The organism is Amycolatopsis sp. NPDC114505 (genome assembly GCF_055633615.1).
Genome location: NZ_JBVKDV010000004.1, coordinates 724,110 through 737,679, shown reverse-complemented (window position 1 = coordinate 737,679; position 13,570 = coordinate 724,110). Strand labels below are relative to the sequence as shown.

Below are 13,570 nucleotides of genomic sequence, written 5' to 3'. Positions count from 1 at the left end.
AAGGCCTAGAGTGGGTGGCGTGGCAGGACGGATTCGGGAGAGCGACATCGCGGAGGTGCGCGAGCGGAACCGGATCGACGAGGTCGTCGGGGAGTACGTGGCGCTGCGCCGCGCCGGTGGGGGCAGCCTGAAGGGCCTCTGCCCGTTCCACAACGAGAAGACCCCGTCGTTCAACGTCCGCCCGACGCACGGCACCTTCCACTGCTTCGGCTGTGGCGAGGGCGGCGACGTGATCAAGTTCGTCCAGAAGATCGACCTGATCACCTTCGTGGAGGCCGTCGAGCGGCTGGCCGACCGGATCGGCTTCCGGCTCACCTACGAAGGTGGCGGCGCGACGATCCAGCGTGACCGCGGCAGCCGCAGCCGGCTGATCGAGGCGCACCGCGCGGCCCAGGAGTTCTACGCCGAGCAGCTGGGCACCGACGAGGCGCGCACCGCGCGGGACTTCCTGTCCGAGCGCGGGTTCGACGCCTCCGCGGCGAAGACGTTCGGCTGCGGCTACGCCCCCGGCGGCTGGGACAAGCTGACCAAGCACCTGCTCACGCGCGGTTTCGAGGTCAAGGAGCTGCTGACGGCGGGGCTGTCCAAGGAGGGCCAGCGCGGCCCGATGGACCGCTTCCACCGGCGCCTGGTCTGGCCGATCCGCGACGTCGGCAACGAGGTCGTCGGCTTCGGCGCGCGGCGGCTGTTCGACGACGACCGGATCTCGGCGAAGTACCTCAACACCGCCGAGTCGCCGATCTACAAGAAGTCCCAGGTCATGTTCGGCCTCGACCTGGCCAAGCGCGAGATCGCGAAGCGGCACCAGGTCGTCGTGGTCGAGGGCTACACCGACGTGATGGCGATGCACGCGGCCGGCGTGCCGACGGCGGTCGCGTCGTCCGGCACGGCGTTCGGCGAGGACCACATGAAGGTGCTGCGCCGGCTGATGATGGACGACGACGCCTTCCGCGGTGAGGTGATCTTCACCTTCGACGGCGACGAAGCCGGCCAGAAGGCCGCGTTGAAGGCGTTCGAAGGCGACCAGACGTTCGCCGGCCAGACGTACATCGCGGTGGCGCCGGACGGCATGGACCCGTGCGAGCTGCGCCTGGCCAAGGGCGACAGCGCGGTCAAGGACCTGGTCGCGCGGCGGACCCCGTTGTTCGAGTTCGTCATCCGGAGCACGCTCAAGAACTACGACCTCGACTCGGTCGACGGCCAGGTCGCGGCGCTGCAGAAGACCGTGCCGATGGTCGCGTCGATCAAGGACCGCGCGGCCCGCGACGGCTACGCGTCGAAGCTCGCCTGGTGGGTCGGCTGGCAGGACGTCGCACAGGTGGTCAACCGGGTCCGCGGCAGCTCGGGCGCGACCGACCGGCGCGGCGGCGCGCCCCTCAAGCAACCGGCCCGCGTCGGCGCCCAGGAGGCCCCGGCCGCTTCGGCGACGCCGGACCTGGCCCGCCCGGCGCCCAAGGACCCGCGGTTCGCCGTCCAGCGTGAGGCGCTGAAGGCGGCGCTGCAGCAGCCCGCGATCGCCGGGCCCGAGTACGACGCGCTGCCGCTGGAGGCGTTCACGCACCCGGTGTACGTCGCGGTGCACGAAGCCGTGCTCAAGGCGGGCGGCGCGGGTTCGGGCCTGACCGGGCCGTCGCTGCTGGACGCGGCCGCCCCGCACTGTCCGGAAGGGACGGTCCGGCGCGTGCTGTCCGAGCTGGCCGTGGAACCGTTGCAGGCCAAGGACGAAGTCGACTCGCGCTACATCTCGTCGATCCTCGCCCGGCTGCAGGAGGGCCTCGTCGGCCGGCAGATCGCGGAGATCAAGGGCAAGCTGCAGCGGCTCTCGCCGGTCGAAGCGCCGGACGACTACCGCGCGCTGTTCGGCGACCTCGTCGCGCTGGAGCAGTACAAGAAGTCGCTGGGCGAGCAGGCCGCCGCCGGCGCGTGGGGCTGAGATGAGCTTCCTGCGCCGGTTGCTGGGTGACCGCACGCCTCCGGACTTCGCGGGTTCGCTTTCGCCCGGGGAAGACGTCGTCGACAGCGCCCCGGTCGAGGGCGGCGGGTACCTCGTGGTGACGCAGCTCGGGCTGTGGGTCCCGGCCGAAGGCGGGGCGCGGCGCGTCGGCTGGCACCTCGTGGGCAAGGCGGCCTGGGCGGACGGCGTGTTCACGCTGACCGAGTCGGCCGAAGCCGGCACGGCGGGCGCCGCGGTTCTGCTGGCCGACCTGCCGCCGGTCCGCTACCGGCTGGCCGCACCGGGCAAGGTGCCGCGCGAGGCCTACCAGCGCGTCGAGGGTTCGATCCGCTCGCGGCACCGGCAGGAGATCGGGTCCGGGGGAGCGTGGTTCGTGCAGCGCAAGGTGCCCGGCCGCGACGGCAGCGTCCTGCAGGTCCGGCCCGACCCGGGCACCGACGCCGACCTGGTGGCGGCGATCGCCGAGCAGGCCGCCGCGAAGCTGGTCAACCCGGTCGAGTAGCAGTACGCTCGTACTCAGTACAAGCGTACTGCTTGCTGGGAGGCGGCCGTGTGGGATCCGGAGAAGTACCTCGACTACGCCGACCTGCGGGCCCGGCCGTTCTACGACCTGGTCTCACGCATCGGCGCGACGGCGCCCCGCCGCGTAGTCGACCTCGGCTGCGGCCCGGGCAACCTGACTGTGTCGCTGCGCTCCCGGTGGCCCTCGGCGGCGCTGGAGTGCGGCGATAGTTCACCCGAAATGGTGGCTGCGGCACGTGCCCGCGGCCTCGGGGCGTCGCTGCTGGACGTCCGCGACTGGACGCCGGCGCCGGACACCGACGTCGTGGTGTCGAACGCCGTCCTGCAGTGGGTGCCGGACCACTCCGCGTTGCTGCGCCGCTGGGTGTCCTCGCTGCCCTCGGGTGCTTGGCTGGCGATCCAGGTGCCGGGCAACTTCAACGCGCCTTCGCACGCGCTGACCAGGGAACTGGCGGCGTCCTCGGAGTGGTCGTCCCGGCTGGCCGAGGTGGTCCTCCGCGAGGACGACGCGGTCTCGAGCCCCCAGGAGTACGCGAACCTCCTGGCCGACGCGGGCTGCGGAGTCGACGCCTGGGAGACGACGTACGTGCAGCCGCTGCGGGGGCCGTCACCGGTGCTGGAGTGGATCACCGGAACGGCATTGCGCCCGATCCGCGCGGCCCTGCCCGACACCGAGTGGGAGCAGTTCCGCACGGAGCTGGCCCCCCGGCTGGCGGCGGCGTACCCGACCAGGCCCGACGGCACGACGTGGTTCGAGTTCCGCCGGGTGTTTTTCGTGGCCCAGGTCTAGCGACGCACCTTCTCACTGATCTTGGCCCGAGCAACCCCGGCGGCGCCTTGAACCATCGGATGGTCGACGACCCGGCGGTAGGTGCGCACAAGCTGCTCGTACCGCCCCCGGCCTGCCTTGGCGCCCAGCACGTACCCCAGGCCAGCCCCCAGCAGGAACTTCTTCATCCGCGTCCACGCCTTCCATCGGTAGGTCGTCCGACTGTCCATTGTCCAGGAAAACGGCCGCGAGGGGGCGGTTGCGCCAAGTGGGGGGTGGGTGCGGAGGGTGTGCGGGCATGGGCTAAAGTTTCTCTTGTCGGTCGGAGAGACCGGCACCGGAAGTGAGCGACATTCCCCTGTAGCTCAACTGGCAGAGCATTCGGCTGTTAACCGGAGGGTTCTTGGTTCGAGTCCAAGCGGGGGAGCAAAGCCCAGGTCACAGACCTGGGCTTTTTTGCTACCTGTGAGTAGGGGCGATTTAGTGTCTATCTTGACGATCGTCCAAACATGGCGGCCTGGTCGGCCGTGGCGTCGCTGTCGGGCCAGCCGGTGGCTGTCTCCGACGGATGGCGGGCTTCGGCTGCGTGCGGCGGCAAGCCCAGCCGGGCGCTGACCTGTCGCTCCCGGCACCGTCCGCTGACTCCAGCGGCGCACTGACGGCTCGTCGGCTGCACTGTCCGGCGGCCGCCTGCATACCGATTCTGCGTCGTCTATCGGCGCCAGCGAAGGCGAAGGTGCGGGTTCGAGCCTCGTCGGGGGCACGTACTGCATCCTCACAAGACCGCACCCTTCATGAGCTGCGGCTTTCCGCGACTGTCCGGATTGCTCGACGTCGTCACAAGGGCAGTGATGCCCGATGATCTCGCTGGTTTCGAGCACCCGGTCGTGGTGCGGCCTGATGCCCTTAGCAAAGTTGCGCAAGGGTGAGAGCCAGGCTGACCAGGCATTTTGCAGTGGCAGGTCGATGGTCGAGGCGCCCTACGAGCTTACGGGCTCGGGCGGTGGCAAGTTATGAACGCCAACTCGCAGACAGTTGCTCGGTTCGTCACGATCACGATGGGTCTGGTCATCGGCCTGACCTTCCTATTCGGCTTCGGCAACGTGTTGAACCTGGCGCTGAAGCTGCAGGTGCCCGTGTTCGTAGCGCCGCTGGTGGCGCCAGCCGTGGATCTGACAGTGCTCGGGCTCCTGGTTGGTACCCGGCATCTGGCTATGTCCGGAGCCGGTGACGATGTGTTGCGCGACCTACACGACACTTGCTGCTGGCGGCGAGTGTCGTCACCCTGCTGTTGAACGTCGCTGACCCGGTCTGCGCTGGTCAGTGGGGCAAGGCAGCCTTCGACTCGGTCGGACCGCTCCTGCTGATTGGGTGGGCCGACGCGGGCCCCGGTCTCCTTGGCGCGTTGAGCGCAGTGAATGCCAGTCCCGGTCCAAAGCAGCCGTCCCTGTATTCGTCTGCGGAACCGATGGATGGCAGTCTGCAAGAGGGCTCGTCAGAGTCGCCGGATTCGGCAAACCGGCAGCGTGACATGCAGCCGAGAGTAGCAACCCGCGGGGCCGGTGACCTTGACGATGAACTCGTCGAGCGAGCGCGTCGAGCGGACATTGACCATTGGCGGCGACACCGGCGACCCATATCCGCGGAGACCCTGCGGAAGGAGCTCCGCGTGGGTGCGGCAACCTCGCGGGCGCTCGTGGCAGTGGTACGTTGTGCGAACGCGTCAGTAGGCATGACCAGCACACAGCCAGAGTTGGCCTGATCGAATTGCTGTCTCAGGTCGTTGGAGACAGCAACAGTGCCCACGCACAGCGCGAGCGGCGGCGACTAAAGAGGGTCGTTCATCGAGCAGGGCCAGACCGCTTCAGAGCTGGCCTACCCAATGGGGTGTTATTACCGCGGCCGTCCTCGCAATCTTGATCCCGGTCATTGTCGTGCAGGGCAAGGGCTGAGGGAATCTCGCCGCGGCATCTGCTTGCCAGCCGCCCAGACGCCTGTCGGCTAGAGTCTGAGCGGGCGCATCAGTCTGAGGGAGGATCCGTGCTTGATGATTCCGAACTTCTGCTCGGGGTGTCTCGGCACTTGTCAACCTACGTAGTCTCGCCCGCGCACGCTGCTCTTGAGTCACTGCAGTTCGCTGGACAGGTGTACGAGCTGGCCTGGCGGCTGCGGAATGCGCCGCTGTCCTCCGCCGGTCGAGTCGAAGCGATCGCTCAAGAGGCAGCGATCGGCCGGCGGCAGCTGTTGCGCGAGGTGCTCCCCACGTTGCAACAGCTCGGCTGGGTCGAGTGCCATCACAACGGGAATAACGAATTGGTCAGCGTTGACGCGTTTATCCCGCCGGACAATGATCTGATCGCTGGCGTTCCCGCCCTGCTCAACATCGTCATGGCGACTCCGGTACAGCGGGCCGCGCTCGCCCTGCTGCGCGCCACATCGCTGCAACCGTTGGAGGAGTCGGCCGCGCTCCAACAAGCCTCCGGGTTCGGCGATGAAGCCGCGGTTGAAGCCCTGCGCCACCTTGGTTCCATCCAGCTGGTCCGGCAAACCCGGGGTGACGACGGAAGGGGCGTAGTATTCAACCCGAACGTATGGCCTGGCGGAGACGAAGAGCTGACCCGCGCTGCTTTGGCTGCTGAGGATGCCGGAGCCCGCGCCCACGTCGGGGCGCTACTCGAGGAAGTCGCTCAATCACCGGGGATCCCCGAAGCTCACGTGACCAGCACCGAACAAAGGTGGATCGACTTTGCCGTTCGCATGGGCATGATCCAGCGCTCGGTTGTACAGACCTCCGGCGGCGACGAAAAACGCTTCCTCTTCAGCCCGCACTTGAACCGAGACCCGTTCGGCACGACGTCTGCCGATCCTTCCGGGCACGTCCGCCAGCTTGTCGGGAGCATGATTTACGCTGCTACATTCGCAACTTGGAAACTGCGAAGTCCCGGCGCGTTCCTTTATACCTTGATACGCGACGGTGTCGCCGGCAACGTTCCGGAGATCGGTCAAGACTATCCGATGCTTGAGACAGCAGGCACGATCCGCGTGATCCCGGGCACCTGGACCAACAGTTTCCAGATGGAACTGCTGCAGGCCGACGTCGCAGAGGAGGCGCTCAGCATTCTCGACTCACGAGGGCAGACCCGCATACCAAGCACCGAGACGGCTTCCGCTCTGGGTGATCAACGATCTTACACCCATCTTGAACAGGAACGCGCAAGGCTCGCGCAACAAGCAGTCGGCGATGATGCCGACACGCGTCGCATGATTGATGCGCTCCGCGACACCACTGCCCGCAGGAGTTTCGGTGGGTTCTGACATCACCCCTGGCGACGGATCAACGAATCCTAGTGGCGTTGAGCCATCCGATGATAATGCGCGACAGTCGCATGAACCCGGCCTTTTTGATGTGTCAGGGGAGCAAGAAGAACCAGTCGCACTGCAAGGAGCAGGTTATAGCGACCAGGAGTCTGCTTCCCGTGAAGCTAAACCGAAGACGGCCACCCCTAGCAGCGAGTCCAAGCGCTCCGCTGGACGAGGAGTACGACGCCAACGACAGGAGAGAATATCTGCCGGGCCTGCTACAGAGGGCGCGGATCTGGAAAGGCGAGTTGCGCGGCTAGAATTTGCGGAAGGAGCGCTGTCTCGATGCCGAGTCCCGGTCTTTGTTGACGCCGAGGTCGGCCGTGAAATATTGACTGATCTCGATGTGCTCTCGCTTGATTTTGACAACAGGCTGCGGCTGTCGCGCTCTACGCTTGAATGCAAGAGCGGTCGCGGGCAGTCCGGTGAGGGTGACCGACTGTTGTGGCTGTCTGGGCTGCGCACTCTTCTTGAAGTCGACAGGGCTGTGCTCGTTCGGCAGACGATCACTCGACGAGGAAGAGCTCTCGCGACTGCACTGGGACTGCAGATTCTTGATACGCCAACGCTGTCACAACGTGAGACGGCACATGCGTGGCTGCCTGATCGCTTCGCTCATATCGATGGTCCGGCGTGCAGTGCCGCGGAAGCGCGTACAGATACGCAACTGCGCGGCCTCGGCCATATACCCGCCAAGTTGGTTGCCTTCTTGCGGCACCAGTCGCTGCTCGCGCCGAGCTACCGCATCCTCGCTGCATTGGTATCGCTCCGCGGGGCAATAGAGGACGGTGGAGTACTTCCGACACCTACGCGGTCCGTCCTGGCCGGGCATGCCCTACTGGGTCTGGCGGTTGCTGCCCTCCAGGACGCAGCTCTGCTCGACACAATTCCTGAGCTGCAGCTGAGGCGGCGCGTCGAACTTGCGCTCACTGTCGGTAGTCCAAACGATGACCACGTGCTGTCCGTACTTAGTCGGGCAGACCAGGTCATGGGCCGCGTAATAGACGGCCTGCATCGAGCGTATATAGATCAGGGGGCAGACCGGATAACTCTCCCCCCTCCGAGCCTGCGGCAAATCGTCGCGACGCCGCCTGACTGGGTTGACCGATACCTCGACCTCGTGAAGCGGATGCGAGCGAATCCTGCGATCGCACGGCAGCTCCCGCAGACAATCGAACTCGCCTGCTTCGATGCCCTATTGAATGACGATGCTTACAAGGCTCCTGCATTTAACCATTTGTTCACGATCGAGCATCGATCTATTCTTGTTGCCTGCATGCGAACGCTTGGGTACGTCGTAGGGACCACGCTATCTGAGGCAATCGCGCCGATTTCCGCGCTTGACTATGGTCGGTCGGCGCCGGATTTGCCGGATCGAACCGCGAAACAAGGATCGGTTAACGAACATTCAGCTTCGCCGCCGTCTGCGCGACGTGTCGATTAGCCTGCAACTGCGGAGGTCGTAGGAGTGTGGACTAAAAGACGTAACCGTAATAGCCAACATGCGCGGTGGGCTAGGAGGGCAGATGATGTGCTGGCGGTAGAACCGGCGCACGGCCGACACGCCCACAGCCGGTTACCGGACCACGAAACCCGCACCAGCGCCACCTTTAGAGAGCTCCGTCAGGAGCTGGAATTTGCGCGACGTCTTCGACTCTTGTCGACCGGCCACGTCGTTGTGAAAGATCAACAGTGGATCGAAGTCAGGTATCAGCGCGCTCACTTGATCACATCAAATAGGTAGGCGCCGGCGTCCCCGACGACGCAAAGTCGATGAGTGCCGGATGTCCATTCGCAATGTCGAATGTGTTGGGCTACCCGCATCATGGCTGCACAGTTGGTCGGATTTGCTAAATCCCAGATTCGGATCGTTTTGCTATCTGCAACGGTCGCAAGTAATCGGGCATCATCCGAGATCGCGCATGATAGAATTGACCCATCGGAATGATTCAAGGTGGCAATAAGTCGCCCGTCGTCCGGTCGCCACAGCCGGACTGCCGAGTCGTCGCCAGCCGCAGCAAGCCACGAACCGTCGGGTGCGACAGCGCAGCATTTGGATCGCAGGGCTGCGCCGGCAGATCGGAGCAGGAATCGTTGTCGGCCGCTCGGGATACTCCACACGCGCACGCCGTCATCGCTGGCGGTCACCAGCCATGAACCGTCTGGGCTCACGGCGCAACCATGCACCGAGCCCATGTGGCCCTCCAATGCCGTAAGCAGTGTGCGGCGTCGCAGATCCCAGATGTGAGCGGTGCCAGCGCCGCCGGTAGTAGCCAACCACGAGCCGTCAGGGGCAACCGCGCAATCCAAGCAGCGTCCGGGATGGACCATGCCCGTATCGATGACGGTGCCAGTGCCTATGTCCCACGCCCTTACCACTCCATCGTCGCCAACTATAACGAGGACGTGGCCATCTGGCGTTACTGTGCAGCAGTTGTACCCGATGGGGCTGGTCGTCGAAATATCTTGCGTGCCGGTATCGGCAGCAATTCGCCATATTTGCCCGCTACCACCAACAGCCAGTATCCTTGTGCCGTCCGGAGTGGAAGCACAGGAGCGCAGTGATGTCGGATTGACATCGATTACGGTTTGGCACGTCCATGTCGACGAATCCCAAATCCGAATGGTTTCGTCGTCGCCGCCGCTCGCTAGCCACTGGCCGGAACCACCGGCTGTTACCGCCCAGACGATCGACTTATGTCCCGTTAACACCTGACTGTGATCTGTCTGGTCAGTCGGCCATACTCTGATCGTTCGGTCATAGCCCGCGGATGCTAGCCATCGTGCGTTAGGGCTTACGCAGCAAGATGTGAGCCATGCAGTGTGGCCATCGTGGACGGTGTGATTTCCGTCGAACTCATCGGACCATACGCGTACGGTGTGGTCATTTCCTACCGTAGCTATCCACTTGCCGTCTGGAGCAATCGGACAGGCCCAGATCGCGGACGTGTGTCCGTGTAGTTCGCTCCGCAGTGCGCCTGTGGTTGAGTCCCAAATTCGCACGATGCGGTCGTCGCCAGCAGTCGCCACCCAGGTTCCGTCTGGAGAGACCGCGCAGGCCCAGATTGCTGGTCCAGGACGTCCGAACTGGCGAAGTATCCGACGGCTTGCGATGTCCCATAGATGAACCATCCCGTCGGCTGTAGCCGAAGCCAACCATGATCCGTCCGGGTTGAATGCGCATGCGCGCACTGCGGAGTTGTGGCCTCTGAATGTGGCAACGACGTGGCCCGTTTCAGCCTCCCAGATCTTCACTGTGCGGTCGTCGGCGCCAGTAGCAACTAGGCTGGCGTTCGGACTAACGGCACAGGTCCGCACGGTGCCGCTGTGGTCTTCCATGATCGCTCGCAGTCGCCCGGTCGGCACTTCCCAGATCCGTGCCGTGTGATCGTTGCCGCCGGCCACGAGCCAATCCCCATCTGAAGGTGCGGCACATGCCCGTACCGCCGAACGCGTATGTTCGCTTGTCGTTGGACGAGCGACTACGCGGCTGACGTCCCAGGTAATGACTGTGTGATCTTCGCTGGCGGTTATGAGCCATGCGCCGTCTGCGCTGAAGGAGCAACTCCGAACTGCGCCGTCGTGGCCGGTCAGTACGGTATGCATCCGTCCGGTCGCTGTTTCCCAGACACGTACAGTCCCGTCGCCGCCACCGCTTGCAACATAAACATGATCGAGGCTGAACGCGCACGCTCGGACCGATCCGTTGTGGCCGTCGAGTACAGCCTGCAAGATGCCTCGCTCGACATCCCATAATCGGAGTGTCCCGTCACCCCCAGCACTCGCTAGAAGCTTGCCGTCCGCTGTGATCGCGCAACCACGGACTGCGCCCGTATGTCCTTCGAATACGCGGATTTGTGCCCAGGTTTCGGTAGCCCAGAGGCGTATTGTCCCGTCACCGCCCGCCGTCACTGCCCAGCGGCCGTCCTCGCTTATCGCGCAGCCGCGCACTGTTCCATTGTGGCCCTTAAGGGTAGTCCGCGTTGTTCCGGCGGATACGTCCCACACGCGTGCTGTCTGGTCGTCGCTGGCGCTTACGAGCCAGGTGCCATCCGGTGCGACAGCGCACCGACGTACCACAGCAGTGTGTCCTTGTAGCACTGCCAGCGGTTCTCCGGTCGACAGATCCCACAGACGTACCGTGCTATCGTCGCTTCCGCTTACCGCCCAGGTGCCGTCTGGGCCTACCACGCAATCAAGTACGGGGCCGTCGTGCCCTCGGAGTGTTCTGATTCGCTGCCCGGTCCGGTGCTCCCAAACACCAAGCGTGCCGTCATCGCTTGCCGTTAACAACGTTGAACTGTCCGGACTGATCGCGCAGCGACCAATTGGCGCAGGGTGACCATGGAGACGTCTGTGTACGGCTGGGTGTGGAGCGTCCGGCAGAGCGCGTGCAGCCGACATCCGCCAACCTGGCGCCGCTTGATGGTATGAATTGATCATTTCGGGCGACACAGTTGACCTGCTAAGTCGGCTAAGCAGGATGTCGACTACGGCTGTGTCTGGCGTGGTGGGTGCCAGCAGGTTTGCGGAGCGCTGTAGGCCCAGTAGCAGCTCCTGTGTTATCGGAGATGACGCGAGGGTGAGGTCTGCTTCCACTGGTACTGGTCCGAGAATGCTCAGCTTTGTTGCGATGTAAGGAAAGTCTGAGAGTAGCAGTTGCAATTGCTTCTGCTGGCGAGATTCCTCTAGGTGGTACGTCAGGTGCTTCCATAGGTAGATGTCTTCCGTCGGCACTGACCTCCAGGTGCCATTATCTGGTCGCATGGCGTTGAGGAACGCATTGTTGAGCATGCGCAGGCCAACAGTGCCGCACTCGTTTCGTAGATATTCGCGAATAACGTCATGCAACCGAACACTTGTTGTCGACCCTTTACCATGGAGGGTCAGAAGACTGAGTTCTTCGAGATTCCTGCAGAGCTGTTCGGCATCGAGCGTGCTCATGCCATCGGTGACTTGCCAATAGCGGCTCAAGGCCTTAACGGGAATGTCGGTGTCTTCAGGAAAGATGGCTAGCTCGATGTAGCGATCCTTGGTGTCATCGCCGAGCCGGCTCATGCTCGCGCGCATCGTCGCGCTGACGGCGGTCGCGCGCTCATTGGGATCTCGCAAGTCCAACGATGTCGGTCCACTGGCCTCCAGTCGTCGGGCCACGTCCGCGGCTGAGGCTGCGCCAGACAGACCTCCCCGGATGCCGCTGCGGATTGCACGATTCACCAGAGCCAGTAGGAGTGGCCAGCCGCCAGTAGCCTGCAGCAGTCGGTCACGCTGACGGCCGGGCATGGTGAGCATGCCGGCGTGGAGGAGCCTATTCGCCTCGGTGTGATCCATGGGACCAATGTCGATGGATAATAGCTTTTCGGGCATGATTTCTCGGCGCCTAGTTGTCGCCAGGCGAACGCATCTCGGCGCTCCCAGAAGGAACGGCAGCACCTGCGATCGCGTCCAGACGTCGTCGACTATCAACAACATCGATCGATCGCGGATCAACTTTCCGAGCAGATCGCCGGCGACATCTGGCACCGAAGTGGTCGGACGGGTCCCTGATACGAATTCAGAAAGGTCATTGAGTTTGTCAGCCAGTTCGGCACCATCGACGTGCTCGCCGACAGTTGTGTAAAGCACGCCGTCCGGGAATAGGGCATGCGCATCCTTGCTGCGTCCGATTTCCTGCGCAAGAATGGTCTTGCCGAAACCGCCGGCTCCTTCAAGTGAGATCCCGAATTCTGTCGCGCGGGTTCCCTGGTCTCTGATTAGGCCCATCACTCGTTCCGTTAGGATCGGCCGATCGACGAGCGGTTGGAGCCGGGGTGGAAGGTTGCTGAGTGGTCTCTCGCCGATGTTGTCGAGAGCTCGCGCATGGTTGCCGTCTAAGGTCCTCTTGGTCGGTTCTTCCGGCGGCCCGATACGCCGAGGATCCACAGGAACAGGTCTGTCGTCGAGCTCATCCAGGAACGCCAGGCCAGCCCGCGCCGCCAGGCGGAAGTACCACCACCGGCCTCTCGTCTGCGCGTTGTCGTAAGAGGTGTACAGGAGCGAGTGGGCCTGGAGAGACAAAAGATACTGTGCTCGCCATTCGTCGTGCCACGCCCCGGATGCTATCTCTGCGGTTTGGTAAATCGCCCATACCATCTCGGCTAGAACACGGGAGACGCGGGGTGGGGCCTGCGCTTCAGGTGAGACGACGTACGACAGTAGTGCCTCAGCCTGGTCATCGGGTAGACCGGGGATAGCATGGAGAAGGGCCGAAAGTATCAGTGTGACGGGGTCTCGCGTAATCGGTGCCTCGGCGTCGAACGCCGAGAGGTCAATGAATCGCATCTGTGCTGGCCTAGCGGGTCGTCCCTTTGGTGCTGGGATCAGCACGTTGTCTAAATGTAGATCACCGTGCGCGTAGCCAACGATATAGTCGATCGTAACTTTGCCGACAACGGAGGAGCTATTTGTCATGCGAACTGGATTTGGAAGTGGGCCGAATTTGCAATCCTCATCAATGGTGATCCAGTCGCTTGATGAATCAATTAGGCCGGCCTCGTTGACCCATTGATGAGCGGAACGGCCCTCCTCGAGTGCGTTTCTAATCTCCATTTGCAGGTATGACGCCACGGTGGTAGTGCGTGGTTCCTGCAATGCTCTGTTCCACTCGGTTAGTATAAGGTGTACGGCGCGTCGGAGTGCTGCCGGCCGCTGATCGTCGGGAAGCTCGCTGAGTGTCCTGATCTCGGACAGGTTTCCAGCGATCTCCTGGAACATGAGAAAACGGCCATCGCCAACGGGATAGCGGCCGAAATGCTGTCGCACGAAATATTGTTCGGCAAATTGCTCGTTGGCCGCCCGAGCCTCCTCGTGGCGGCTGGCCTCTGCTGCGAACCCTCCAGCCGGGCACACCTTGACAATTAGTTTGTTGCCACCCTGTCGTTGTGATCCTCTGATGCGACTCACGACGACTGCTACTAGTTCGGAGC

General features: G+C 63.6%; 7 protein-coding genes and 1 tRNA gene. 6 read left to right on the top strand and 2 right to left on the bottom strand.

Going from position 1 to position 13,570, the window contains the following annotated elements; translation table 11 throughout:
- Window positions 1-10 precede the first annotated feature (10 nt).
- From dnaG to ACZ7OU_RS41150, 3 genes are read left to right on the top strand one after another with little or no spacing between them, the layout of a single operon-like run.
- Window positions 11-1,933 (top strand): DNA primase, encoded by a 1,923-nt coding sequence (gene dnaG / locus ACZ7OU_RS41160; protein ID WP_470246030.1) that lies wholly within the window; start codon window positions 11-13, stop codon window positions 1,931-1,933.
- A gap of 1 nt (window position 1,934) precedes the next feature.
- The gene (locus ACZ7OU_RS41155) at window positions 1,935-2,456 is read left to right on the top strand and encodes a hypothetical protein (protein ID WP_470259454.1); all 522 of its coding nucleotides are present in this window, start codon (window positions 1,935-1,937) and stop codon (window positions 2,454-2,456) included.
- A gap of 48 nt (window positions 2,457-2,504) precedes the next feature.
- Window positions 2,505-3,266, top strand: a complete 762-nt coding sequence (locus ACZ7OU_RS41150) for a trans-aconitate 2-methyltransferase (protein ID WP_470259453.1) — start codon at window positions 2,505-2,507, stop codon at window positions 3,264-3,266.
- Here the strand turns inward: ACZ7OU_RS41150 and ACZ7OU_RS41145 are convergent.
- Window positions 3,263-3,433 carry a hypothetical protein gene (locus tag ACZ7OU_RS41145; protein ID WP_166641722.1) on the bottom strand — a complete coding sequence of 57 codons (171 nt, stop codon included), beginning with the start codon at window positions 3,431-3,433 and terminating at the stop codon, window positions 3,263-3,265. The genes ACZ7OU_RS41150 and ACZ7OU_RS41145 overlap by 4 nt on opposite strands.
- A 166-nt stretch (window positions 3,434-3,599) precedes the next feature.
- Between ACZ7OU_RS41145 and ACZ7OU_RS41140 the strand changes: the two genes are divergently transcribed.
- The 3 genes from ACZ7OU_RS41140 to ACZ7OU_RS41130 all read left to right on the top strand — a co-directional run bounded on the left by ACZ7OU_RS41140 (window position 3,600) and on the right by ACZ7OU_RS41130 (window position 6,560).
- A tRNA-Asn gene (locus tag ACZ7OU_RS41140) sits at window positions 3,600-3,672 on the top strand.
- 586 nt (window positions 3,673-4,258) lie between these two features.
- A complete protein-coding gene (locus ACZ7OU_RS41135; protein ID WP_470259452.1) occupies window positions 4,259-4,540 on the top strand; it encodes a hypothetical protein in 282 nt (93 codons plus the stop codon).
- A gap of 850 nt (window positions 4,541-5,390) precedes the next feature.
- Window positions 5,391-6,560, top strand: a complete 1,170-nt coding sequence (locus ACZ7OU_RS41130) for a hypothetical protein (RefSeq protein ID WP_470259451.1) — start codon at window positions 5,391-5,393, stop codon at window positions 6,558-6,560.
- 1,764 nt (window positions 6,561-8,324) lie between these two features.
- Here the strand turns inward: ACZ7OU_RS41130 and ACZ7OU_RS41125 are convergent.
- Window positions 8,325-13,547: a WD40 domain-containing protein gene (locus ACZ7OU_RS41125; RefSeq protein WP_470259450.1), complete on the bottom strand. Its 5,223-nt coding sequence runs from the start codon at window positions 13,545-13,547 to the stop codon at window positions 8,325-8,327.
- Between the last annotated feature and the right edge of the window lie 23 nt (window positions 13,548-13,570).